The sequence below is a fragment of the Stenotrophomonas sp. 8(2023) genome (assembly GCF_030345295.1).
In the GTDB taxonomy this organism is placed as follows: Bacteria; Pseudomonadota; Gammaproteobacteria; order Xanthomonadales; family Xanthomonadaceae; genus Stenotrophomonas; species Stenotrophomonas muris.
The window spans coordinates 2,755,302-2,779,600 of sequence record NZ_CP128404.1 but is presented as its reverse complement, the minus strand read 5'-3'; the positions used below and the strand labels follow the sequence as shown (position 1 = coordinate 2,779,600).

The window sequence follows — 24,299 nt, the reverse complement described above, 5'->3', positions numbered from 1 at the left end:
GTTCACTTGTGGAAACGTACACCGAGTGTAACATTGGCGTCGCCAGAGCGCCGGCCCGGCGCTCACAGGGAAATCCCATGTTGTACGACGTCGTCATCGCCGGGGCCGGCCCGGTCGGCCTGTTCCTGTCCTGCGAGCTGGCCCAGGCCGGCTGTTCGGTCCTGTTGCTGGAGCAGGCAGTGTCGCCCGAGACACCCTTGAAACGCCTGCCCTTTGGCTTGCGCGGCTTGAACGCGCCCACCCTGGAGGCCCTGGATCGACGTGGCCTGCTGGATGCGGTTGCCGCCAGTCAGGTGCTGAAGCCGGACAACGGCGCACCGCCGCCCGGCACCGCCCATTGGCTGGCGCAACCGCGGCCGCTGGGCGGCCACTTCGCCGGCATTCCTTTTGCGCTGGACAACGTGGACAGTGCGCGCTGGCGCCATCGCCTGCCGACGCCGGTGCCCACCCAGATGGCGGTCGAGCTGCAGTCGCTGGAGGCGGTGCTGGCCGAGCGTGCGGTGTCACTGGGTGTACAGATCGAGCGTGGCTGCACGGTGCAGGCGGTGTACGCACGCGAAGCACAGATGGAGGTCCAGACCGGTCGCGGGCTGATGCGGGGCCGCTGGCTGGTCGGTTGCGATGGCGCCCGCAGCACGGTACGCAAGCAGTCGGGGTTCGTGTTCGCAGGGACGGCGCCGGAGTTCACCGGGCACACGCTGCAGGTCGAACTGGCAGACCCGTCGGTGCTCGTCCCGGGGCGTCAGTTCACCGAACACGGCATGTGCAATTTCAATCCGCCGGGCATGCTGGCGCTGGCCGATTTCGACGGTGGCGCCGGCCATCGCACGCCGCTGGACCGGCACACCGCCCAGGCGCTGCTGCGGCGTGTGTCCGGGCGAGAGGCAACGATCACGGCGTTGCATCTGGCCACCACATGGACCGATGCCGCGCGCCAGGCCACGGCCTATCGCAGCGGCCGCGTGCTGTTGGCCGGTGATGCCGCGCACATGCATTCGCCGTTGGGCGGGCAGGGGCTGAACCTCGGCATCGGCGATGCGATGAACCTGGGGTGGAAGCTGGCCGCGGTGGTGCGAGGTGATGTGGCAGAGTCGCTGTTGGACAGCTATCAGGCTGAGCGCCATCCGATCGGCGCGCAGGTGCTCGACTGGTCACGTGCGCAGGTGGCGTTGATGCGGCCAGGCCCCGGGTCGCGCGCGCTGGCGGCGGTCATCGCCGACCTGGCCGCGACCCGCGACGGTGCCACCTATCTCGCCGAGCGGCTGTGGGGTGTAGCACCGCCACCGGTGCTCGACGGCAGCCATCCGCGGGTTGGCCGAAGCGCACCGGACGTCCAACTGGCTGATGACCGTCGGATGGGAGAGCTGCTGCGTGCAGGGCAGGGCGTGCTGCTGGGGCTCGATACCGGCGATTCGCTCGGTCCGATCATTGAGCGCTGGCAGCGGTCGGTCACCTGCGTGATGTCCACGGCGCGCGACACGCTGGGACTGGGCGCCGTGCTGGTCCGCCCCGACGGTATCGTCGCCTGGGCCTGCGATGCTGGCGGTGACACGTCGGGGCTGGAGCCTTCGCTGGAACGCTGGTTCGGTTCGCTGCGGTGACCGCCCGCTAGGGCGACGCCACCACGGCCTGCGCGCAGCGCCCGGCTTCGGTCATCACCGAGGCCAGCTGCTTCAATGAGTAAGGCTTGCGCAGCAGGGTGAAGCCATGGCCAGGGTCCCGGGCCAGCAGTTCGCTGTAGCCGCTGGTAAGGATCACTGGAAGCCCAGGCAGGCGGCTGCGGATGGTACGGGCCAGATCCAGGCCGTTCATGCCAGGCATCACTACGTCGCTGAACACTACATCGAAGCGGGAGGCATCCCGTTCGAGCTCCGCCAGGGCCTCGTCCGCATTGTGCGCAAGTACCACGTTGTAATCGAGCTCGCGCAGGGCGCCGACGGCAAATTCGGCCACATCGACGTTGTCTTCCACAACCAGCACGCAGACACCGTGACCATGCTGCAGCCCCGGTAGCGTCGCCGGCCGTTCCGTCATTTCTCTCGCCTGCGCCAGCGGCAGGTACAGGGTGAAGCGGGTACCGGCGCCCGCCTGGCTCTGCACGTCCACCTCGCCTTCTGACTGCTTGACGAAGCCGAACACCTGGCTGAGGCCGAGGCCGGTTCCGGCGCCGACGCTCTTGGTGGTGAAGAAGGGCTCGAAGATGCGGTCGACGACGGCGGGGTCGATGCCTGCTCCGGTGTCGGTCACGCTGATCGCGGCGAAGTCGCCCTTCATCGGCGCGGCGAAGCGCACCGAAGGCACCGCGGTTACCTGCTCCACCTCGATGGTCACCCTGCCGTGTCCCTCGATCGCATCGCGCGCGTTGACCGCGATGTTGATCAATGCAGTGTCCAGCTGGGTCCGGTCCAGCAGCACCGGCAACGGCGTGCCGGGCAACGTCAACGACACCTGGATGCGTGCACCCAGTACCGTGGTGATGATGTCCGAAAGCGCGTGCACGCTTTCGCAGAGATCGAAGACCTCCGGCGACAGGCTCTGGCGACGCGAGAACGCAAGCAGTTGCGCGGTCAGCTTGGTGGCGCGGTCCGAGGCTGTGGCAATGGCCTGGATGTAGCGGCGCCGGGTGTCGTCTGACGGCCACGTGTGCAGGAGCATGTCCACCGAACCGGTGATGACCTGCAGCAGGTTGTTGAAGTCGTGGGCCACACCGCCGGTGAGCTGGCCGATCGCCTCCAGCTTCTGCGACTGGCGCAGCTGCTCGCGGGCGCGCACCAGTTCCAGATGGGCCTCCCGCGCCTGCTCGGTGATCGCCGCGACCTGGCGGCTGTGCAGGTCGCGCTCGATCACCCGTTCGGTCTGCTCGCTGACCACGCACAGGATACCGGCGACACTGCCGCAGCCGACGCGCAGCGGTGAATAGGAAAACGTCCAGAAAGTTTCGCGCAGCGTGCCGTCGCGATCCATCATCAATGGCATGTTCTTGAAGCTGCGGCTGGTGCCGGCAAAGGCGTCGTCGACGGCATGCACCACGTCCGGCCATACGTCCGCCCAGACATCCTCCAGACGGTTGCCCATCGCGCCGTGCAGCTTTTCCCCCAGCATCGGCAGATAGGCATCATTGAAGAAGAACGCCTTGTCTTCCTTGCCCCAGGCAAGCCACAGGGGTTCCGGCGAATCCAGGATCATCGCCAGCAAGGTGCGAAGTTCGGCGGGTGCGCTTGCGGCAGTGGCCGAGCGGGCCCAGTCACTGTCCTGCAGCAGTCGGTAGGCGAGCTGATCAGGTGCAGAGACTGGCAGGGGAAAAGGATGCATGGCCGCCATTGGCGCAGGGAGGTGGCGCAGCATAGCCGAGCGCATGTCATGACGCCCTGCACACCGTGGGCATGAAGGGCCTCGCCACTTCGCCGTTGACGTGGCAGGGATGCACCCTTTGTTCAGCAGGTTGCCGCTATCGCGGCGCAGCGCGAAGGGAGGCGAAGCTGGCCTGATCGGCGGGTCTAGCCCTTACGACCTGCCTGCGCGGTGAGCACATCCCGGCCAGCCTCGGTCAGATCGATATCCCCGTCTTCCGCCTGTACCGCCCATCCGGCGGTCACCGCCCACGTTGCGGCATCGCCGCGCACCGGCTCTGCAGCGGCGATTGCCTGGAGTATTTTCCGCTGTTCCGCAGTCATTTCCACGTGGCGGCCCTCAGATACCCAGCAACGACGCCGGTTGCCAGTCCGACAGGCGGGCGTGGCTGACCGGTTGATGGCAGCCGCACCCGTCACAACGGAACAACGCCCCGCCCGGAAGTTGCACCAGGTTGTCTTCGCTGGCAGAGCTGGTCGACGAGCAATGCCGGCAGGTGACCGTGAGCGCAGTGATGCGCTGCACGCTGCCCGATAGATCGAACACGGCCTCGAACGCGCGAATGACAGGGTGGGCAGTGTCCGGCATCTGAGTCTCGACAGGGTGGGGAGACCTCATCGTCGCGCGCCGGCTGTGATGGAGCAGTCAGCCGGATGCATGGGCGCGATCAAGACAGGCGCGGCAACCGGGCGCGCACCTTCGTCAGGGATTGTTCTTCTTTCCGCTCAGGTCCAGCGGCTTGTCACTGCCCTTGCGCTCGCTCGACCACACTTCCATGCCCTTGTTGCAGCGGCTCTCGCGGGCAGCGACCTCGGGCGGCAGGTCCTTCAGGTGCGGCGACTCCTGGCAGGCTTGATGCATGTTGCTGTCGTCATAGGTGGCGCAGGCGCTGAGCGATGCGAGGGCGATGGCAATGAGGGTCACGCGGAGCGGGGGCTGCAGGTTCATGGGGGGGCCTCGGGTGATGCCGGGATGGCCATGGAATTCAAATCCGTGACACCGGGCATGCACAATCGGACCAACCGCACTTGTTATTCTATAACAGATGCGCGATAGTCCGGTCCCTGCCGGCGTCAGGCGATGCAGATCACCAGTATCGTGCACAGCACCAGCATCAGCACGAACACGCGCCGGCTCAGTGCCAGGCAGGCCAGATAGGCTGCGAGCGCCCACGCTGCCAGCAGCGCGCAGGCCATCACCCATAGCCCGATACCCATCATCGAACCCGTCGCCAACGCAGACAGTGCGATGGCCTTGAACAGCGCCACGCCCAACACGCTGCCCAGCATGCCGGCCTGCAAGGCGATGGCATCATGGCGGGCAGGTGCGCGATGGGGGGGCATTGCGGGTCCGGTACGGGCCGAGAGCGCGGCGTCGGCTGCACTGTGCCCAAATGCACATCCACGAAATGTGTTCATCGCGCGCGAAGACCGCGATGAAGCCCGTTCAGTCGAACTCACCCTCGGCCGATTCCAGACGCTGCCGGTACGCCGCGCGATGCTGGTACAGCCGCTGGCACTCGGCCGACCTGTGGATGCGGCTGCCGGGTTCATTGGCCACCGAGTCGCACATCCGCGCGATGTGATTGTTCTCCGCCAGTTCGGTGACGAAGAACACGGCAGTGATGCCGGTGCCAAGCAGCACGACATACAGCAGACGGCTGAGCCAGCGTGACAATTTCCGCTCGAAGTGCTGCTGGATGGTCAGGTCGAAGCGGATGATGCTGAGCACGATCCAGACGATGGCGACCAGGAAGCAGAGCGTGGGCAGCAGGTCGCGCCAGATGCCTGCTTCGTAGACCGACTCGCTGTAATGGACCGCAGCTCCGGCACCTGCGATGGCAATGGCCAGCGCCCAGTTGCGGCCCAGTGAGAGCAGGTCATCGAGCAGCTTTTCGTGGTTCCTGGTTGGTCCTGCTGCCACGAGGGTTCCTTCTGCGTGTTGCGACCGGCAAACGGGCTGCCGCCGATCGTGCAGATGGTGAAGCATCGATTCGGTGATGAGAAGCCTGCCCGCTCAGTATCCTCCTGCGCGTGCACCGATCCAGCGCCGGTAGCGGCGGGTCCGGCACTTTGCGGCCGCCTGTGCCAGCAGCAGTGCCCAGACGGGCGAAACACCCGGCGCCGTGGGCCGGAGCCTGCTCAGCCGCGCCAACTGGTACTTCACTGCGGCCATGTGTGCGCTGGCGGCCAACGGTTTGCTGCGCCAGTCGATGGTGCGCAGTGTCGGCACCGGGTCGCGGCCCTGCTGCCAGCGGTGGGGCAGATCCGGCTCGATCGCCAGCGCGGTGGCGATGCCGACCATGGCCACACCGCTGTCAAGTACCTGATCGGCCACGGCGCGACGGCGGATGCCACCGGTGACCATCAGCGGCATGGTTGCCACCGTGGCGATCTCACGCGCGAACTCAAGGAAGTAGGCCTCGCGGGCCAGGCTGCGCTGGTCGCGCGCGGCACCGGTCATGGCCGGTGCTTCGTAGCTGCCACCGGACAGTTCGACCAGGTCCACGCCGAGCGGCGCCAGCATTTCCACCACTGCGCGCGCATCCTCGGGCGAGAAGCCACCGCGCTGGAAATCGGCGGAATTGAGCTTCACGGCCACCGCGAACGTGGGCGACACGGTGGCGCGCACCCCCTGCACGATCTCCAGCAGCGGGCGCGCACGGTTGTGCAGGCTGCCGCCCCAGCGGTCGTCGCGGCGATTGGACAGCGGCGACAGGAACTGGCTGAGCAGGTAACCGTGCGCGGCATGGATCTGCACGCCACTGAACCCGGCGCGCTCGGCCAGCTCGGCGCTGCGGATGAAGCGGGCGATCACCTCTTCGATGTCCGCCTCGCTCATCGCCCGCGGCGGTGCGAACTGCCTGGACAGCGCGCCCATCTCCAGGGCGACGGCTGACGGCGCGAGTGCCGGTTGGCCGAGTGCGGCCGGCATCTGCCGCCCGGGATGGTTGATCTGCATCCACATCTGCGCGCCCCGTGAGCGTGCCGTTTCGGCCCAGGCGATGAAGCGGTCAAGGTGGCGGTCGTCTTCCAGCACCACGCCGCCGGGGCCGGTCATGGCGCGGCCATCGACCATCACGTTGCCGGTGATGATCAGTCCTGCGCCGCCATCGGCCCAACGCTGGTAGAGCTGCAGCAGTGCAGCGGACGGCGCGTGGTCGGCGTCGGCCATGTTTTCCTCCATCGCGGCCTTGGCAATGCGGTTGCGGATGATGGCACCGGAGGGTAGTGCCAGGGGCGAGAACAGCGACATCGGACAGCTCCAGGACAGGGGAATGGCGCTACGCTAACCTTCAAGTTTTATTGAAGGTCAACAGGCTCCCATGGCGAGGATTCAGGCAGATGAAGATCGGTGAGCTGGCCCGCCTCACGGGCCTCGCGGCGTCGCGCATTCGCTTCTATGAAGACGCGGGGCTGCTGGTGGCGCAGCGCCAGGCCAATGGCTACCGCGACTATCCGGAACAGGCGGTGCTGTTGCTGGAGTTGATCACGGGCGCGCAGCGTGCAGGCTTCAGCCTGGAAGAGATCCGCGCCCTGCTGCCACCGGACATGGGCCAGTGGCAGCATGAGGCGTTGATCGCGATGCTGCAGCAGAAGGTGGCTGACATCGAAGCGTTGCAGCTGCGGTTGGCAGAGAGCAGGGCGCACCTGCTGGCCCTGATCGAGGACATCCAGGCGCGGCCGGACGGCATCGACTGTGCAGCCAATTCGCGGCGGGTGCTGGACCGTGTGAAGCGCGGTGAGCTGGCGCGGCCGACCCTGGTGGCCGGCGATACAGCGTTGCTGCGACCGGATCGCCGTCGCCGCAGAGGCAGCAACTGACGATCCGGCGCAATGTTCAGTGGCTGCCGACGACGGCGGTGCTGCGCTTCTTGTCCAGCATCACCGCCACGCACCACAGCAGCAGGCCGCCGATCGCGGTAGCCGCGCCGACATAGCCGGTACTGGCCGGGCTGAAGCCGGCGCTGATTGCCATGCCGCCCAGCCACGGGCCGAGTGCGTTGGCAGTATTGAAAGCGGCGTGGTTGGAGGCCGCCGCCAGCGTCTGCGCCTCACCGGCCACGTCCATCAGGCGGGTCTGCAGCACCGCCGCCAGTGCGCCCATGGTGCCGACAGTGATGATCATCGGGCCGATGGTCCACACCGACTGTGCGGCCAGCGGATACAGCAGCAGCATCACGATCGACCACAGCAGCACCACGGCGGCGGCCTTGAAGTGGAACTTGTCCACCAGCCAGCCACCGGCGATGTTGCCGATGATCGCGCCGATGCCGAACACGCCCACCGCCAGCGGCATCCACGATTCGGCCACGCCGGTGACCTGCACCAGGGTCGGTGCCAGGTAGGTGAACACGCAGAACATGCCGGCGAAGCCGACCGCGCCGATCGCCAGCGCCAGCCACACCTGGGACGTGTTGAAGGCGCGCAGCTCGCGCATCGGCGAGGTACGTACTTCATCCGGGTCCGGCAGCAGGAAGCGCGCGATCATCGCCACGGTGGCGATGGCCAGCACGCTGACCAGGGCAAAGGCGGTGCGCCAGCTCAGCTGCTGACCCAGCCAGGTCGTCAGCGGGTTGCCGACCAGGATCGCGATCGACAGGCCCAGCAGCACGCGTGACATCGCCTGGCCGCGCTGGCCTGCGGGACTGATCGCCGCGGCCACCAGCATCGCCACGCCGAAGTAGGCGCCATGCGGCAGGCCGGCAACGAAGCGCGCCACCAGCATCGTGCCGTAGTTCGGTGCCAGCGCGCTGGCCAGGTTGCCGACCGCGTAGAAGCCCATCAGTGCCAGCAGCAGCTTGCGGCGCGGGAAGCTGGCGCCGACGAAGGCGAGGATCGGGGCGCCGACCACCACGCCGATGGCATAGGCGCTGATCAGATGCCCGACCTGGGTTTCGGAAATCGACAGGCCGCGGCTGATCTCCAGCATCAGGCCCATGCTGGCGAACTCGCTGGTGCCGATGGCGAAGCCACCCAGTGAAAGGGCGAGGATGATCAGGGTGCGCTGGCGGGGCGTCAGCCGCGCAGCCAGGGAAGAGTTGGGGCTCATGCGGGGGCGCGATGGGGGGCGGGAGCCGCCCATTGTACTGCTGCACTGCAGCAGGAGCAGCAGCACTCAGGGTAAATCAGCGTTTGATCGGTGACACGCCGGCCTGCCGAGCCTCGTCGCGCCCGGCTCAGATGCCCAGCGCCGCCCGGGCATGAGCGTACTTTCCGTGCAGGCGCGCGGCCGTCGCCGCATCGAGCATCGCCAGCCGCTGCGGATCGGCGTTGTCATCCAGATCGGCGCGCTTCACTTTCAGTGCCAGCGGGTGGGCGGCAATGCGCGCGTAGTAGCTGTCCGCGTCGGGTGCTGCATCGCGGTTGAGCAGTTGCACCGCCTCGCGCAGCGGTGCGGGAAATACCTCGATCCGCGCGGCAAACGCCGGGCAGTCCTCGGCCACGTCATGCAGCCAGGCCACCACTTCGGCGTCATCGTCGCCGCGCACCGCAGCCGCCACCCGCGCCACATGGCCGATGTAAGGCTGGCCGGCCTTGTCGATCTGCCCCGCGTGGGCCTCGGTGGCCAGCGTGCGGGCAAGTGCTACCCAGTCCATTGCGGTCTCCTTGGATATCCGCGCACAGTTTCGCGCAGAAGCCGCAGCGGTTGTGGATGCGCCCATGACGCTGCCACCGGCATGATGGCGGGGCAGGGGGCGCAGTGTTGCCCCGACTAGGAGGAGTGCGATGCAGGAATTCAGGCATGTGCTGGAAACCCGTGGCCGCTACCAGCTGGTAGCGGTGTCCCACGAGCCGGTGTACGCTCCCGGCGATGTGGTCGGCCATGCGGTCGTCGCCGACGATGGGGATCGTCTGACCGACCTGATATCACTGGCCGAAGCGCGCCAACGCTTGCTGCAACTGGTGCGTGAAGAGGGCGAGGAGCCCGGGCTGGAAAACGAGAACCACCTGCGGAAGAAGGCGTCGCGCTGGCGCCACCGCTAGGCCGTCGCGCCGCGTGCGCATCATGGAGGATTCGGGTGTTGCCCAGTAAGAAGTATCTGCTCATCGCCATCATCACGCTGGCGACCCTGTTGCTTGGTTTCGTGTTCTCCGGCTACTTGACCTTGCTGTTCCTGGGGCTGGACACCCAGCTGTTCACCTGGAACACCTACTACCAGTACGTCCACGCCATCGGCCAACCGCAGGTCGCGCCTTTCGTGGGCAAGATCAAATGGGCGGGCTACGTAGGCTTCGGCCTGCCCCTGCTGGTGCTGCTGGTGGCCGGCCTGGTGCTGCTGCTGAAGAAGGACAAGCGCTCGCTGCACGGCGACGCGCGCTTCGCCACCGGTGCCGACCTGGCCAAGCACGGCATGTTCAAGAAGACCGGCCAGAGCATCGTGGTCGGCAGCCATGGCGGCAAGCTGGTGCGCCTGGATGGCCAGCAGTTCGTGATCCTGGCCGCGCCCACCCGCTCGGGCAAGGGCGTGGGCGTGGTCATCCCGAACCTGCTGGAGTACGGCGAATCGCTGGTGGTGCTGGACATCAAGCAGGAGAACTTCGACCTGACCAGCGGCTGGCGCGCCAGCCAGGGCCAGGAGATCTACCTGTTCAACCCCTTCGCCGAGGACCGGCGTACGCACCGCTGGAACCCGCTCAGCTACGTCTCCGACGATCCGGCCTTCCGGGTGTCGGACCTGATGAGCATCGCCGCGATGCTGTACCCAGACGGGGCCGAGGACCAGAAGTTCTGGGTCAGCCAGGCACGCAATGCGTTCATGGCCTTTACCCTGTACCTGTTCGAGAACTGGGACGACGAGCGCAGCAGCGGTTTCCCGGGCGGCGCCGGCACGCCCACGCTCGGTGCGGTGTACCGTCTGTCCTCCGGCGACGGCACCGACCTGAAGAAGTACCTCAAGACCCTGTCGGAGCGACCGTTCCTCAGTGCCAATGCCCGTTCGGCGTTCGCCAACATGCTGTCGCAAGCCGATGAGACCTTCGCCTCGATCCTGGGCACCTTCAAGGAGCCGCTCAATCCCTGGATCAACCCGGTGCTGGACAAGGCCACCAGCAGCAACGACTTCCTGCTGACCGACGTCCGCAAGAAGAAGATGACCATCTACATCGGCATCCAGCCCAACAAGCTGGCCGAGAGCCGGCTGATCATCAACCTGTTCTTCAGCCAGCTGATCAACCTCAACACCAAGGAACTGCCCAAGTCCAACCCGGACCTGAAGTACCAGTGCCTGCTGCTGATGGACGAATTCACCTCGATCGGCAAAGTGGAGATCATCGCCTCGGCGGTCTCCTACATGGCCGGCTACAACATCCGTCTGCTGCCGATCATCCAGAGCATGTCCCAACTCGACGCCACCTACGGCCGGGAAGTCTCTCGCACGATCATCACCAACCACGCGCTGCAGATCCTGTACGCGCCGCGCGAACAGCAGGATGCCAACGACTACTCGGACATGCTGGGCTACACCACGGTGCGCAGGAAGAACGTCACCCATGCCCGCGAGAAGACCCACAACTTCACCGAGGAACGGCGCGCGCTGATGCTGCCGCAGGAGCTGAAGGCGATGGGGCCGGACATGGAGGTGTTCCTGTACGAGGGGATACCTCACCCGGTGAAGTGCGACAAGATCCGGTACTACAAGGATCGCTACTTCACCTCGAGGCTGCTGCCGAAGGTGGACGTTCCGATGCTGAACGTCTAATTCACGTCGCTGAATTTGTGATCACCGTTCGTAGTTAAGAATGTGAATTCGTGATTTCGGTCAAGAATTTGGCATTTGTTCATGGATTTTCAGACTTGTCTGACATGGAATTGACGCGTGGTTGTGCGACCCTGTGCATGTCGTTCAGAAATGTGTGATGGATGGCAGATGTTGTAGAGCAGGGTGGCCAGGAGTTTGTGCCATGAAACAAGGATGGTTTCGACGTTGGTGAGGTATGCGGGTGTGTCGTCGGCAGTGTCTGGCGGCCCCGCGACTTGGTTGGCAGCCGTTGGCTGCAGGGGAGCCGGAGCAGGTGTGCTGCCAGTCAGTGCGTCGCTCCGATTCCGGCGTGCGCGACGCAGCGCCGGACGACCAGGGGGCCAATGCTCGGGACTGCTTTTTCGTACGTCAAAGTGAAGCCCGTATGAATCAGGCGTTTATCGCGAAAATGTCCATCGCCGCAGTGGCGGCGTTGATGGTGGCCGGTTGCGCCACCAAGTCCGCTCCCGATTTCGGAGGCCGCTGGAAGCCGGTCAACCGCTTTGCTGCGGCACCCACCGAGATCCCGCTGTACTCCAGCTACGTCTACCAGGCCTCGCCGATGGATGGCACGCTCAAAGCCATGCTCGAGCGCTGGGCCAAGGATTCCGGACGCACGCTGGATTACCGCCTGAGCTCGGACTTCACCCTGTACGGCGCGGTCTCCAGCATCGACACCACCAACGCTCAGCAGGCCGTGATCGATCTGACGGCGGCCTATGCAGCGCAGGGCATCTCCGTCTCCATCGTTGGCAACCAGATCGTTGTGCAGAGCGCTGGCTCGACGCCGACCGCGTCGGCACAGGGCGCTGATTCCAACAGCGGCACCTGAGTCCACCTCGAAATCATCGAACGTGCTGCTCCCCGCGCCTGTCGCAGGGGTGCCACGCCCATTGATGTTTCAGCAGTACGGAAGAATCCATGTTCCGCAAGAAGGATCCCGGCAATAGTCCCAAGGTCGAGCAGTCGGTCGCCAAGGCGGTCAGCTACGAGATCACCGTGGCCGACATGGCGCGCCGCAGCGAGCGGCGTGCGTGGTGGGTCGCCACAGGCTCGTTGCTGATGTCGCTCGCACTGGCGGGCGGCTACTACTACATGCTGCCGCTGAAGGAAAAGGTGCCGTTCCTGGTCATGGCCGATGCCTACACGGGTACGGCGACCGTCGCGCGGTTGAGTGGCACGTTCCAGGGCGAGACGATCACCACCAACGAAGCGATCAATCGCAGCAACGTCGCCCAGTACGTGCTCGCGCGCGAATCGTATGACTCGGCGGTGATGGGCCTGCGTGACTGGGAACTGGTGTTCGTGATGTCCACCGATCCGGTGGCGCAGTCCATGCGTGTCCGCTATGCCGGCAACAATCCGCAGAACCCGTTCGTGATGTACGGTCGCGAGCGCGCCATCCGGGTCAAGATCCTCAGCATCACGCCACTGGGGGCCGAGCCGAACGGCAGCTTCCGCGGCGCTTCGGTGCGCATCCAGCGCAGCCTGCTGGACAAGCGCACCGGCGTCTCTACCTACCTGGACAACCAGCTGGTGACGATGCGCTTCAGCTACAACCAGAACCTGGCGCTGTCCGAACAGGATCGCATCCTGAACCCACTGGCGTTCCAGGTCACCGAGTACCGCGTCGACAACGACTACTCGCGTGGCGTGCCGGTGCCGGATGACGGCGCCATGCAGGCGCAGGCGCAGCAGGCCGCACAGGCGGCGCAGCAGGCACAGGGTGTCTACGATCCCAACAATCCGGCCGCGGCCACCATGATCGATCCGGCCACCGGCCAGCCGGTCGCGGCTCCGGTCAACGGCCAGGTGCCGGGCCAGGCAATGCCGGGACAGCCTGTACAGGGTCAACCCATGCCGGGTCAGCCGGTGCAAGGGCAAGCAATGCCGGGGCAGGCCATGCCCGGACAGCCGGCCATGAGGCCGGCGCAGAACAATTCCACCGGAACTGCTGATGGAGCAAGCAACCGATGAGTAGTCGAAATATCAGGGGAAGCGCGCTGGCGCTGCTGTCGATGTTGTCGTTGCTGTTCTCAGCAGCGGCGATGGCGCAGGCGGTTGACCACTACGAGTACGAGAAGGACCGTATCTATCCGGTTCGCACCGGCCTGGGCCTGACCACCCAGATCGAGTTGAGCCCGAACGAGAAGATCCTCGACTACAGCACCGGCTTCAGCAGCGGCTGGGAACTGACCCGTCGCGAGAACGTGTTCTACCTCAAGCCGAAGAACGTCGACGTCGACACCAACATGATGGTGCGCACCGAGACCCATTCCTACATCTTCGAGCTGAAGGTGGTGGCCACCGACTGGCGCCAGCTGGAACAGGCCCGTCGTGCCGGTGTGCAGTACAAGATCGCCTTCGTCTATCCGAACGACACCGTGTTCGGCGTCGCCCAGGAAGCGGTCGAGGAAGAGGCCAAGCCGTTGCTGAGCTCGGAACTGGCCAAGGACCGCCAGTACAACTTCAACTACTCCTATTCGACCAGCAAGGCGAAGAAGATGGGGTGGCTGATCCCGGTCAACGCCTATGACGATGGTCGTTTCACCTACCTGAAACTGCCGAATTCGCCGGAGTACAAGACCGGCATCTTCCCGGCGGTGTTTGGTCGTGAAACAGAATACGGTGAAGACTTCGTGGTCAACACCACGGTTGAAGGCAATACGCTGATCGTGCACGGGACACACCCGTACCTGGTCATCCGCCACGGCGACTTCGTCGTCGGCCTGCGAAGGAACGTGAAGAAATGAGCCAGCAGAACACTCCCGGAAACGACCCGAACAACGGACGCGACGAGAGCCAGAGCCCGTACGGCGCACAGGGTGCTTCGGACGCGCAGTCGAACCCGTACTTCGGCACGACCCAGGCCGAGCCTGCGCCGGATCTGGATGCGGCCGCGCCGCAGCTGCGCTCGGCCGAAGAGCAGCGGCTGAACCGAAAGGCGCTGCTGTTCCTGGGCGGCATCGTGGTGCTGCTGGTGGCCATGGGTTTCCTGCTGTTCCGCAAGGGCCAGGATGACAAGGACGCTGTGCAGAAGGTGCCGGACGTTGCGCGCGTGTCTACGCCGACTCTGCCGGACGCCGTGCAGACGAGTCCGGTGCCCTCCCAGGCCATGCAACCGGTTGATCCGATTCCGATGACGCCGCCGCTACCGCCGCCGCCGCTGGATTCCACCCCGCTGTTCGTTCCCCAGTCCGATTCGGCGCGCGAGATGGACCGTGGCCCGACTTTGCTGGACCGCCGCATCGGCTCCGGGAGCGGGGTGGGTGGTGGTGATGGACAGGATGGCAACGGGAGCAATGGCGGCCGCGGCATGGATGAGTACACCCGTGCCATGCTGGCCCAGCTGCCCAATAATCAGGCGGCGCCGGCAAAGGTTCGCCGCGGCCCGGACGTCGAGGATGTCTCCAGCGCCACCTACATCCAGAGCCCCGACGCGCTGCTGGTGCGTGGCACCTACCTGCGTTGCGTGTTGGAAACCCGAATCATCACCGATCTCGCCGGCTATACCTCGTGCCTGCTGACCGAGCCGGTGTACTCGATCAACGGTCGCAACCTGCTGCTGCCGAAGGGCTCCAAGATCTATGGCGCCTACGGCGGCGGTCCGATGGGCAAGCGCGTGGAAGTGATCTGGGATCGCATCACCACTCCGAATGGCATCGACGTTGCGATGTCCAGCCCGGGCGTGGATCAGCTGGGCGGTGCCGGTCATCCGGGCCAGTACAGCGCGCACTGGGGCAGCCGTATCGCCTCGGCGCTGATGATCAGCCTGATTTCCGACGCCTTCAAGTACGCGGCCGCCGAACACGGTCCGGAGACGACCACCATCGCCAATAACGGCATGACGGTGCAGTCGCCTTATGAGAGTGCTACCGCACGCACGATGGAGCGCCTGGCCAACGAAGCACTCAGCAGCAACCGTCGTCCGCCGACCGTCACCATCAACCAGGGCACGATCGTGAACGTCTACGTTGCCAAGGACGTCGACTTCACCAACGTGCTGCACCCCCGCCGGTAACCCAACGAACGATCATGGACGCCGAAGTGTCACCCCTCGCCCTCGTCTCCAGCGATTTCCTGCGCTATCAGTACGAAGTGCTGGGCATCGCCGAGTACATGACATCCCCGGAAGTGACGGAAATCTGCATCAACCGTCCCGGTGAGCTGTACCTGGAAACGCGGGCCGGGTGGCAGCGGGTGGACGTGCCGAGCCTGACCTTCGAGCGGGCCCGGCAGTTCTGCACGGCGGTGGTGAACGAGAGCAACACCGGCCAGCGCATCACCGATGCCGATCCGGTCGTGTCGCTCACGTTCCCCACTGGCCAGCGTGCGCAGTTCGTGATTCCGCCGGCATGTGATGCAGGCAAGGTGTCGATCACCATCCGTCTGCCGTCCAAGCACACCAAGTCGCTCAGCCAGTATCACGAAGACGGCTTCTTCAATCAGATCCTGGAAAGCGATGGCAGCATCAGCGAGCAGGATCGCGAGCTGCTGGAGCTGCGCCATTCGCGCGAGTACGCCGAGTTCTTCCGGCGTGCGGTGATGTACCGCAAGAACATCGTGGTATCCGGTGCGACCGGTAGCGGCAAGACCACCTTCATGAAGGCCTTGGTCAACCATATCCCGGACAACGAGCGCCTGGTCACCATCGAGGACGCGCGCGAGCTGTTCCTGACCCAGCCCAACGTCGTGCACCTGTTGTATTCCAAAGGCGGGCAGAGCACCAGCAATGTGACGGCCAAGAGCTGCATGGAGGCCTGCCTGCGCATGAAGCCCGAACGCATCATCCTCGCCGAGCTGCGCGGTGACGAGGCGTTCTACTTCATTCGCAACTGCGCGTCCGGTCATCCGGGTTCGATCACCAGCTGCCATGCGGGCAGCCCGGAGCAGACCTGGGACCAGTTGGCGCTGATGGTGAAGGCCTCGACCGAAGGTTCGGGCCTGGAATTCAACGTGATCAAGCGACTGTTGATGATGACCATCGACATCGTCGTGCATATCAAGGCGCATGCCGGCTCGCGCTACATCACCGGCATCGACTTCAATCCTGGGCGTGCCCAGGGGCAGGGGGGCTGAAGGATGCTGCCAGGACTGGAAATGATGGCGTGCCCGGAGATGGCCGTGTCGATGGATGTGATGCAGCACGTCATCAACGTCGAATCGTCGCGCAATCCCTACGCGATCGGCGTGGTTGGCGGTGCACTGGTGCGCCAGCCCAAGGCCTTGGATGAAGCACTGGCGACGGTGCGCATGCTGGAAGAGAAGGGCTACAACTTCTCGATCGGGCTGGCCCAGGTCAATCGCTACAACCTGGGCAAGTACGGCCTGGATTCCTACGAGAAGGCCTTCCAGCAGTGCCCGAACCTGCAGGCCGGTTCGCGCATCCTCGCCGAGTGCTACAAGCGCTCCGGTGGTGACTGGGGCAAGTCGTTCAGCTGCTACTACTCGGGCAACTTCGAGACCGGCTTCCGTCATGGCTACGTGCAGAAGATCTACGACTCGATCCGCCGCGGGCAGCAGGTCGCCAGTAATGGTGTCGCACCGATCGACGTGGTCAGTCGGGGGGAGCGCCGCGCGGTGAAGGTCGAGCATCACCCGCAGCTGGCTTCGCCGGCGCAGGCGCGCATCGTTGCTCAATCCAATGGCCCCGTGTACGTGCCGTCGGAAGATCCCGCACGCGCCTATGTCGTGTACCCGTCCACCGGGGCGATGGCGCGGGGCAGCCTCCTGAACATCGCCGACCAGGCACTGTCCAAGGTGGTACTGGGTTCGGTGGATCGGATGATGCAGCCGCAGGCGCAGCCGGCCCAGGCGGGCGCCTATCCGCAGCAGCAGGCCGGCGGCATGCCGCAGCAGCTGCCACAGCAGGGCCCCGCACAGGCGATGGCCATGCCGCAGCAATTGCCGGGCGCGGCTGGCGCCGGCAATGAGGGGCCAGTGATGCTGCGGCCCTGGAGCGAGCGTAACCAGCCTGTGGCCGGTACCGACAATTCGTACAACGCGCCGGTGCAGGCCGCACCGGTGCAGCAGATTCCCGCAGGGGATGCGGCCTTCGTGTTCTGACGAAGTCGTGGTGCGGCCAGTCCCCCGGCTGGCCGATTCAGTTGTGTTAGTCCATCAACAAGGAAATCAATCCATGAAGCGATCCAATCTCGACCTCGTCCAGGCCCAGCGCACGCTGAAGACCCTGCTGATGGCCACGATCTTCGTTGGCGCACTGTTCGCCCCGCAGGTGTTCGCAACCGGCACCGACTTCGGCGGCACCGACAAGAAGGTCTGCGGTTTCTTCTCCAACATCAACGGCCTGCTGAACATGGCCTCGATCGCCGTCGTGACCATTGCGGTGATCTTCGCCGGCTACCAGATCGCCTTCGCGCACAAGCGCATCGGTGACGTCGCGCCGATCCTGATCGGTGGCGTGCTGATCGGTGCCGCCGGCCAGATTGCGCGCATGCTGCTGGGCGAGGGTAGCGACGGCAAGTGCGGTGGTGGCACCAGCACTTCCTACCTGATCAACCACGTGATCCAGTACTACAGTGCATAAGAACGTCGTGTTCCGCGGCTGCACGCGCCCAGCGATGTTCCTGGGCGTCCCCTACCTGCCATTTTTCATGGTGGCAGGTGGGTTGCTGCTGCTCAGCATGTACACGAACTTCTGGTTCCTGCTCACCATTCCGGTGGCGGTCTTCATCATGCGGCAGATGGCCAAGCGTGACGAAATGATCTTCCGCCTGTTGGGCCTGCGCCTGATGTTCAAGCTGAAAGTCCGCAACGTGCAGGAACACGATGGCATGTGGGTATTCAACCCCAACCATTACCGCGACAAGCCGGCCCGAATGGATTGAGGTCCGGATCCGGCCTGGCGGGCGTCTGCGCCCGCCGGGTCTTTTGTAACTCCTTGGCACTACCTCTTTGGAAGCAGTCGTATGTTCAGCCCTGACACCTCCATCAGTGAGTTCATTCCGTTGTCGTCGCATGTCGCTCCGAACGTGGTCAAGACCACGGGCGGCGATTACCTGCTGACCTGGCATCTGGAAGGGCTGCCGTTCGTCGGCCGCGAGGAGTGGGAGCTCGAACATCGCCACAACACGTTCAACCGCCTGCTGCAGACGCTGCGCGCGCCGGATTTCGTCAACGTCGCCTTCTGGGTGCACGACATCCGTCGTCGCCGCACCCTGAAGGGCAAGAGCAACTACAAGCAGCGCTTCAACCAGGATGTGTCCGATCAGTACATGGGCATGTTGTCCTCACAGCGCATCATGCAGAACGAGCTGTACCTGACCATGATCTACCGCCCCGTGGTGGCGGGTAAGCGCTTCGTAGAGAAGTCGGCGAACGTGGACAAGCTGCGCGCCGAGCAGGAGCAGGCGGTCGAAAAGCTGATGGAGCTGGCCGGCAACGTCGAGGCCGTCATCCGGGACTATGCGCCATACCGCTTGGGAATGTACGAGGCCAAGAACGGCGTGGTGTTCTCGGAAACGCTGGAGCTGTTCGGTTACCTGATCAATCGCATCGACGAGCCGGTGCCGGTGCTGTCGGCACCGATCAAGGACTACCTGCCTGTCAGCCGCCATATGTTCTCGGCCAAGACCGGCGATTTCGCGATCAATACCCCCAATGGTGCCAACCACTTCGGCGCCATTCTGAACATCAAGGAGTATGCCGAGGGCACTTACCCGGGCATCCTCAACGGCCTGAAGTACCTCGACTACGAGTACGTCATCACCCATTCGTTCAGCCCGATGGGGCGGCAGGACGCGCTGAAGGTGCTCGATCGCACCAAGGGCATGATGATCTCCTCCGGCGACAAGGCGGTCAGCCAGATCGTCGAGCTCGACCAGGCCATGGATCAGCTGTCGTCCGGCAACTTCGTGCTGGGTGAATACCACTTCATCATGGCGGTCTACGGTGACACTCAGGCCAAGCTGTCGCAGAACGTCGCATCGACCCGCGCCGAGCTGTCCAACGCCGGCTTCGTGTCGACCAAGGAAGACCTTGCGGTCACCTCGTCCTTCTATTCGCAGCTGCCGGGCAACTGGCGCTATCGTACCCGCCTGGCCAATGTCAGCTCGCTGAACTTCCTGGGCCTGTCGCCGCTGCACAACTTCGCCACCGGCAAGCAGCACAACAACCCGTGGGGCGACTGCGTCACCACGCTGCAGACCACCAACGGCCAGCCGTACTACTTCAATTTCCACGCGACCCATCCGTCGGAAAACTCGCTGGGCGAGAAGGCGATCGCCAATACCATGGTGATTGGTAAGTCCGGTACCGGTAAGACCGCGCTGATCAACTTCCTGCTCAGCCAGGTTCAGAAGTACGAGCCGTCACCGACCATCTTCTTCTTCGACAAGGATCGTGGTGCGGAGATCTTCGTGCGCGCCTGCGGTGGCAACTATCTGGCCCTGGAGAACGGCGCGCCGACCGGTTTCAACCCGTTCCAGTGCGAGAACAACGAAGCCAACGTGCAGTTCCTGGCCGACCTGATCAAGGTGCTGGCCGGCAAGCGTGAGTACAGCGCCCGCGAGGAAGAAGACATCTATCGCGCGGTGGAAAGCATGCTCGATACGCCGATGCATCTGCGCAGCATGACCAATTTCCAGAAGAGCCTGCCCAACATGGGTGACGATGGCCTCTACGCGCGCATGCGGCGCTGGACCTCGGGCAATTCGCTGGGCTGGGTCTTCGACAATCCGGTCGACACCGTTGATCTGAGCAAGGCCAACATCATCGGCTTCGACTACACCGACATCATCGACAATCCCGAAGTGCGCGTGCCGGTCATCAATTACCTGCTGCACCGCCTGGAGTCGCTGATCGATGGTCGTCCGCTGATCTACGTGATGGACGAATTCTGGAAGATCCTGGATGGCGAAGGTGGCCTGAAGGAGTTCGCGAAGAACAAGCAGAAGACCATTCGTAAGCAGAATGGCCTGGGCATCTTCGCGACGCAGAGCCCGGAGGACGCGCTGAAGAGCGACATCTCGGCAGCGCTGATCGAGCAGACTGCCACGTTGATCCTGCTGCCGAACCCGAACGCCAGCAAGAGCGACTACATGGACGGCCTGAAACTGACCGAGGCCGAGTTCAAGGTGGTCACTGCCCTGGACGAGCGCTCGCGCTGCTTCCTGGTCAAGCAGGGTCACGCGTCCAGTGTGTGCCAGCTCAACCTGCGCGGCATGGATGACATTCTGTCGGTGATCTCGGCGTCCACTGACAACATCGACATCATGCATCGGGTATTGCAGACAGCTGCGGTACGCGCACGGGTGACGGTGGATGAGCTGACGCCGGAACAGTGGCTTGAAGATTTCTACAAGAATCGAAAGGGCTCGGGCAAGGCGGCTGTCGCAGCGCGCGACACTGTTACCTGATCCGCGAGACGGCCTGCCCGAAGACTACGAGTTCCGATCAATGGAGACTGATATGAACAATACCAAGCAAGCTTCCTCGCCCCGCCGCCGCGCGCCCCGTCTTGCAGCGATGACCGTGGCAGCCGTGATGGCGCTCGGCACCGGCAATGTCAGCGCCTGGATTCCCGTGCAGGAGACCGGTACCAGCCTCATCCAGCACCTGCTCAATCAGATCAACACCTACAAGACCGAGGCGACCGTCTACGCGGCCAAAGCGCAGGACGCGGCCGAGTACGTCGAGCAGAACACCCGCTGGATCCGCACGCTGGAGCAGTATCGCCAGGCGCTGATCCAGGTGCAGGCGGCGGTGAACAGCTTCGGCATGCCCGACAGCGCGCCGCTGGTGCCGGTGGCACCGAACTATCTGGTTGCCGAAACCTGCGGCAAGGCGCTGGACTTCAGCCTGGAGTCCGCCTTCAAGGTGTTCGTGTTCAATCCGCAGGCGGATGTGAAGGAGCAGCAGATGCAGATCTGCGTCAACATCCGGATGATGCAGAACCGCAAGTACAACGACGCGATCGATTTCCTGACCCAGACCGTTCCGCGCATCAACAACTCCTTGACCCGCATCCTCAAGATCCGCCTGACCAACAACGATCAGGGCACCGTGCAGGGTGCCGACAGCGAATCGCTCCGCACCGCCAATGACATTGCCGCACTTGCCCAGAGCTGGGAAGCACGGATGAAATCCTATGATGCCTATATCGAGGTCATGGAGGCCAACCAGAAGGTGGTGGCGCAGGCCGCATTGAAGGGGGACCCGACCAAGCAGCTGATCAGCGACATGGTCAAGACCACCGCACTGAAGGCCGCGCTCAGCGTCAAGTGATCGCAGGCCGCTAATACGTAGACATGCGCTGCAAAGCAATGCGGCATTTCATGCAGTAACGGAATTACCAAGGGATTGTGGAAATGACGATCAGGTGGCTGGCCAACTTTGATTTCTCAGGCGGATTGCAGGATCTGCTGGGCTACGCTGTGCGTGTCCAGTCGATCGGCGATTTCGTCTTCTTCAAGCTGATCATGGATTACCTGCGCGACAGGATCAGTGACTACGGCATCGACCTGATGGGGCGCATGATGTCCTGGGTCGGTGGCATTGCCCTGGTGCTGATGACGCTGTGGGTACTGATCCAGGGCTTCCGGATCGTCACCGGCCGCAGTCGCGACTCCATGATGGTGCTGGTGACCAATATGGCGCGCGCGGCGTTGATTGTGAGTGTTGCCACCAGCATGGCGATGTTCGGCAGCAACCTGCAGAAATTCCTCAACGAGGACGTCAAAGGCCTGATCACCCACGTGGTGACCGGCAAGGACCAGCAGCCGGAAGACCAGATCGACAAGAGCCTGGCGTGGATGCAGGTGGCGCTGTCGAGCATTGATGGCATCAAGATCCTGAATGATCCAGGGTTGCAGGCGGACAAGACCCGGGCGCTGTGGTTCATCGGCCTGGGCACGGGCGGCCCGGCGGTCACCGCTGGTGCGATGTTGCTGCTCTACGAGGTCGCGCTGGCGCTGTTCATCGGCCTGGGTCCTTTGTTCATTCTGTGTCTGCTGTTCGACCAGACCAAGCAGCTGTTCCAGCGATGGCTGTTCTACGGCATCGGCACGATGTTCTCGATGGCGGTACTGGCAGCGATGGTATCGATCGCGCTGGACATGGTGATCCGTGTCTCGACCGCGTTCTGGTCCACCGCCCTGGTCAACAAGTTCCTACTCGAAGGCGCCTCCAGCGACGGCATGACCAGCCAGGCGATGCAGCAGGGCGGCATGGGATTGATCCTGACGACCTTGATTCTGACTGCGCCCCCAATGGCGGCCATGTTCTTCCAGGGGACATTGGGTGGTTTCGCGCCATACTCCCAGATCGGTGGATCGGCAGCGGGCCAGCCGGGTCCACAGGGCCAGCCGCCGGGTTCGTATACGCCGGCAGCACCTGCCAAGACTGAGGCTCAGAGCAGTACCGTTGAAACGAATCAGATGGTAAGGAGTTCGTCGTCGCAAGGCTCATCTCCTAATCCAGGGCTCGCGCCGGATCACCTTGGTGCGGCGAGGAATAAGTGATTTTTAGTATTAGTTTTAGTCTCAAATTAAGAGGTACTGATGCCTATTTCATACAAAATTTCACTGATGGTGCCTGTCCTGGTCTGTGTAGCCTTTGCACTCTCAGGAGAAGTGAGCGCGGAGGGCAGATGTCCGCCTGGCCAGTATCCAATAGGGGACAGCCGCGCTCCAGGCTGCGCTCCAATCCCTGCTGGTGGCGGCGGAGCTGCGGAAGGGCCGCGTGCCACCGGCCGTTGGATAAAGACATGGGGAGCGATTGCAACTTCTTCTACCGGCGCCTCGGGAACAGTCACTGGTGAGGTTAAGAAATCAGACGCCGCGAAGAATGCAGTTTCTGAATGTGCTAGCTCAGGGGCGCGTGATTGCCGAGTTTCGTTTACCTACAAGAATCAGTGCGCTGCGGCGGCTGTTCCTAGCTCTGGAACCCCTGGGACTAGCTTTGGCAGTGCAGCTACGGAAGAGCTTGCCAAAGGCGTAGCTACTAAATTGTGCGATTCCCGCGGCGGACGTGGCTGTGATGTTGTTTACTCAGCCTGCACAGAGCCAAAATTCGAAGCGTTTTGACGCATCGATAGTTGACATCCCGATGGTGGCGCTGGCTGCAGCGCCCATAATGGCGAACTTCTTCCTGACTGGCAGCGATGATCTCAATCGCGCTGTACATGGCGTCTCGGCAGCGCTCTGGTCGACTGCGTCAGTCAACAAATTCCTGCTCGACGGCGCCTCCAGCGACGGCATGACCAGCCAGGCGATGCAGCAGGGCGGCATGGGATTGATGCTGACGACCTTGATTCTGACTGCGCCCCCCATGGCATCGATGTTCTTCCAGGGCGCGCTGGGTAGCTTCATGGCATATTCGCAGATAGGTGGCAGCCCGGTTGCTGCTGCGCCGGGACCTAATGGACAGCCGCCGGGTAGTTACAAGCCTACTGATCCCACGAGTACCGAGAGGCGCGCAGAGAGCAGTCAGTTGACGATGCCGAAGGTGGCGCGAAGTCATGATGCGCCGAGCCACACTCCCGGAGTGCTTGGAAATGCGCCCACTCGTTGACTGAAAGCGGAAGCGTTTCCGCAGAAATTGGAGAGTCGTCATATCATGCGCATGTATCCGTTCATTGTGTTGGCATCGTTTGGTGTTCTTGGCGCCTTTCTTCCAAATCTTGGTCGTGCAGAGGGCGGAAGTTGCCCTCCGGGCTTCTACCCAATTGGGGGGCAGGGCGCGAGCGGCTGCGCTCCAATTCCTGGCGGCGCTGCTGGATCAGGTGACCAGATACCCTTGCCGCCTCGGCCCACAGGCGAATGGATCAGCACTTGGGGAGCGATAGCGACCTCTCTTGCTACTTCCGAGGTGGGAATGGTCTCAGATATGCGATCTGCAGAGCTTGCTGCTTCTGAAGCCATGCGGCGGTGCGCTGGTGGTGGAGCACGGGATTGCAAGGTTACGGTATCCTACTCAAACCAATGCGTGGCATGGTTAGTTCCATCTGCTGATTTACCTGGAGCCCAATCTGCGGTTGGCCGTGCTCCAAAAAAGAGGATTGCGATTGCAGAAGCGCAGAGAAAGTGCGTGGATCCGAGTGGTAAAAAGTGCACCGTTTTTTACGCTGATTGCTCCGAGCCAGTTTTTCGAAAATTTTGAAAGTTGAGTTGACTCAATTGAAGTCTGTTCAACGGCGCCACGTTCGTGATCAGGCTCAATGCATGTGCGTTGGCTGGATGCTTATCTC

26 protein-coding genes and 1 pseudogene are annotated in these 24,299 nt (G+C 63.6%); 18 read left to right on the top strand and 9 right to left on the bottom strand.

The features are described 5' to 3' along the window. Window positions 1-77 precede the first annotated feature (77 nt). Window positions 78-1,601 carry an FAD-dependent monooxygenase gene (locus tag QP609_RS13090; RefSeq protein ID WP_197621173.1) on the top strand — a complete coding sequence of 508 codons (1,524 nt, stop codon included), beginning with the start codon at window positions 78-80 and terminating at the stop codon, window positions 1,599-1,601. 7 nt (window positions 1,602-1,608) lie between these two features. Here the strand turns inward: QP609_RS13090 and QP609_RS13085 are convergent, their stop codons facing one another. From QP609_RS13085 to QP609_RS13055, 7 genes are all read right to left on the bottom strand, one after another. After that, on the bottom strand, window positions 1,609-3,312 hold the full coding sequence (locus QP609_RS13085) for a PAS domain-containing sensor histidine kinase (protein ID WP_049442514.1): 1,704 nt from the start codon (window positions 3,310-3,312) through the stop codon (window positions 1,609-1,611). A 185-nt stretch (window positions 3,313-3,497) separates the two neighbouring features. After that, entirely contained in the window at window positions 3,498-3,680 is a 183-nt protein-coding gene (locus tag QP609_RS13080) for a hypothetical protein (protein ID WP_046431358.1), read from the bottom strand. A gap of 10 nt (window positions 3,681-3,690) precedes the next feature. After that, window positions 3,691-3,939 carry a hypothetical protein gene (locus tag QP609_RS13075; RefSeq protein ID WP_014647589.1) on the bottom strand — a complete coding sequence of 83 codons (249 nt, stop codon included), beginning with the start codon at window positions 3,937-3,939 and terminating at the stop codon, window positions 3,691-3,693. A 114-nt stretch (window positions 3,940-4,053) separates the two neighbouring features. Next, the gene (locus tag QP609_RS13070; RefSeq protein WP_032957423.1) at window positions 4,054-4,299 is read right to left on the bottom strand and encodes a hypothetical protein; all 246 of its coding nucleotides are present in this window, start codon (window positions 4,297-4,299) and stop codon (window positions 4,054-4,056) included. Window positions 4,300-4,424: 125 nt separating this feature from the next. Next, window positions 4,425-4,694, bottom strand: a complete 270-nt coding sequence (locus tag QP609_RS13065; RefSeq protein ID WP_197621172.1) for a hypothetical protein — start codon at window positions 4,692-4,694, stop codon at window positions 4,425-4,427. Between the two features lie 103 nt (window positions 4,695-4,797). Beyond that, window positions 4,798-5,274 carry a hypothetical protein gene (locus QP609_RS13060; protein ID WP_046431353.1) on the bottom strand — a complete coding sequence of 159 codons (477 nt, stop codon included), beginning with the start codon at window positions 5,272-5,274 and terminating at the stop codon, window positions 4,798-4,800. Between the two features lie 93 nt (window positions 5,275-5,367). Next, on the bottom strand, window positions 5,368-6,606 hold the full coding sequence (locus QP609_RS13055; protein WP_197621171.1) for an NADH:flavin oxidoreductase/NADH oxidase family protein: 1,239 nt from the start codon (window positions 6,604-6,606) through the stop codon (window positions 5,368-5,370). Between the two features lie 89 nt (window positions 6,607-6,695). On the opposite strand from QP609_RS13055, the gene QP609_RS13050 reads away from it, so the two are divergent. After that, entirely contained in the window at window positions 6,696-7,175 is a 480-nt protein-coding gene (locus tag QP609_RS13050; protein ID WP_046431348.1) for a MerR family transcriptional regulator, read from the top strand. Window positions 7,176-7,191: 16 nt separating this feature from the next. On the opposite strand, the gene QP609_RS13045 is transcribed toward QP609_RS13050, so the two are convergent. After that, complete coding sequence (locus QP609_RS13045) at window positions 7,192-8,403, bottom strand: MFS transporter (RefSeq protein WP_014647583.1); 1,212 nt, start codon at window positions 8,401-8,403, stop codon at window positions 7,192-7,194. Window positions 8,404-8,530: 127 nt separating this feature from the next. Further along, a complete protein-coding gene (locus QP609_RS13040) occupies window positions 8,531-8,950 on the bottom strand; it encodes an HD domain-containing protein (RefSeq protein ID WP_032957003.1) in 420 nt (139 codons plus the stop codon). A gap of 130 nt (window positions 8,951-9,080) precedes the next feature. Here QP609_RS13040 and QP609_RS13035 point away from each other — a divergent pair, with 130 nt between their 5' ends. The 16 genes and pseudogenes from QP609_RS13035 to QP609_RS20905 all read left to right on the top strand — a co-directional run bounded on the left by QP609_RS13035 (window position 9,081) and on the right by QP609_RS20905 (window position 24,211). Next, window positions 9,081-9,338, top strand: a complete 258-nt coding sequence (locus QP609_RS13035) for a hypothetical protein (RefSeq protein ID WP_014647581.1) — start codon at window positions 9,081-9,083, stop codon at window positions 9,336-9,338. A 35-nt stretch (window positions 9,339-9,373) separates the two neighbouring features. Continuing rightward, entirely contained in the window at window positions 9,374-11,053 is a 1,680-nt protein-coding gene (locus QP609_RS13030; protein WP_014647580.1) for a type IV secretory system conjugative DNA transfer family protein, read from the top strand. Window positions 11,054-11,477: 424 nt separating this feature from the next. Continuing rightward, window positions 11,478-11,924 carry a hypothetical protein gene (locus tag QP609_RS13025; RefSeq protein ID WP_032957008.1) on the top strand — a complete coding sequence of 149 codons (447 nt, stop codon included), beginning with the start codon at window positions 11,478-11,480 and terminating at the stop codon, window positions 11,922-11,924. Between the two features lie 89 nt (window positions 11,925-12,013). Then, window positions 12,014-13,069: a type IV secretion system protein gene (locus QP609_RS13020; RefSeq protein ID WP_049408147.1), complete on the top strand. Its 1,056-nt coding sequence runs from the start codon at window positions 12,014-12,016 to the stop codon at window positions 13,067-13,069. Then, window positions 13,066-13,845 (top strand): TrbG/VirB9 family P-type conjugative transfer protein, encoded by a 780-nt coding sequence (locus tag QP609_RS13015; RefSeq protein WP_014037652.1) that lies wholly within the window; start codon window positions 13,066-13,068, stop codon window positions 13,843-13,845. Before QP609_RS13020 ends, QP609_RS13015 begins: the two co-directional genes overlap by 4 nt. Further along, the gene (locus QP609_RS13010) at window positions 13,842-15,113 is read left to right on the top strand and encodes a TrbI/VirB10 family protein (protein ID WP_049442499.1); all 1,272 of its coding nucleotides are present in this window, start codon (window positions 13,842-13,844) and stop codon (window positions 15,111-15,113) included. The genes QP609_RS13015 and QP609_RS13010 overlap by 4 nt, the downstream gene beginning before the upstream one ends. A 14-nt stretch (window positions 15,114-15,127) precedes the next feature. Next, window positions 15,128-16,171: a P-type DNA transfer ATPase VirB11 gene (gene virB11 / locus QP609_RS13005; protein ID WP_197621169.1), complete on the top strand. Its 1,044-nt coding sequence runs from the start codon at window positions 15,128-15,130 to the stop codon at window positions 16,169-16,171. Between the two features lie 15 nt (window positions 16,172-16,186). After that, window positions 16,187-16,651, top strand: a pseudogene (locus QP609_RS20910) (lytic transglycosylase domain-containing protein); the annotation flags it as partial. A gap of 637 nt (window positions 16,652-17,288) precedes the next feature. Next, window positions 17,289-17,639, top strand: coding sequence for a TrbC/VirB2 family protein (locus QP609_RS12995; RefSeq protein WP_229653778.1), 351 nt, complete (start codon window positions 17,289-17,291; stop codon window positions 17,637-17,639). After that, entirely contained in the window at window positions 17,632-17,940 is a 309-nt protein-coding gene (locus QP609_RS12990) for a VirB3 family type IV secretion system protein (protein ID WP_019660289.1), read from the top strand. The genes QP609_RS12995 and QP609_RS12990 overlap by 8 nt, the downstream gene beginning before the upstream one ends. An 81-nt stretch (window positions 17,941-18,021) precedes the next feature. Then, window positions 18,022-20,469 carry a VirB4 family type IV secretion/conjugal transfer ATPase gene (locus QP609_RS12985; protein WP_069118278.1) on the top strand — a complete coding sequence of 816 codons (2,448 nt, stop codon included), beginning with the start codon at window positions 18,022-18,024 and terminating at the stop codon, window positions 20,467-20,469. 52 nt (window positions 20,470-20,521) lie between these two features. Further along, window positions 20,522-21,337: a hypothetical protein gene (locus QP609_RS12980; protein ID WP_053495377.1), complete on the top strand. Its 816-nt coding sequence runs from the start codon at window positions 20,522-20,524 to the stop codon at window positions 21,335-21,337. A gap of 83 nt (window positions 21,338-21,420) precedes the next feature. Next, complete coding sequence (locus QP609_RS12975) at window positions 21,421-22,572, top strand: type IV secretion system protein (RefSeq protein ID WP_230548534.1); 1,152 nt, start codon at window positions 21,421-21,423, stop codon at window positions 22,570-22,572. A 39-nt stretch (window positions 22,573-22,611) separates the two neighbouring features. After that, window positions 22,612-23,136, top strand: coding sequence for a DUF4189 domain-containing protein (locus tag QP609_RS12970; protein ID WP_080342795.1), 525 nt, complete (start codon window positions 22,612-22,614; stop codon window positions 23,134-23,136). Continuing rightward, complete coding sequence (locus QP609_RS12965; protein WP_289213792.1) at window positions 23,090-23,623, top strand: hypothetical protein; 534 nt, start codon at window positions 23,090-23,092, stop codon at window positions 23,621-23,623. Before QP609_RS12970 ends, QP609_RS12965 begins: the two co-directional genes overlap by 47 nt. Before the next feature lie 45 nt (window positions 23,624-23,668). Further along, complete coding sequence (locus QP609_RS20905) at window positions 23,669-24,211, top strand: DUF4189 domain-containing protein (RefSeq protein ID WP_310760807.1); 543 nt, start codon at window positions 23,669-23,671, stop codon at window positions 24,209-24,211. Window positions 24,212-24,299: the final 88 nt, after the last annotated feature.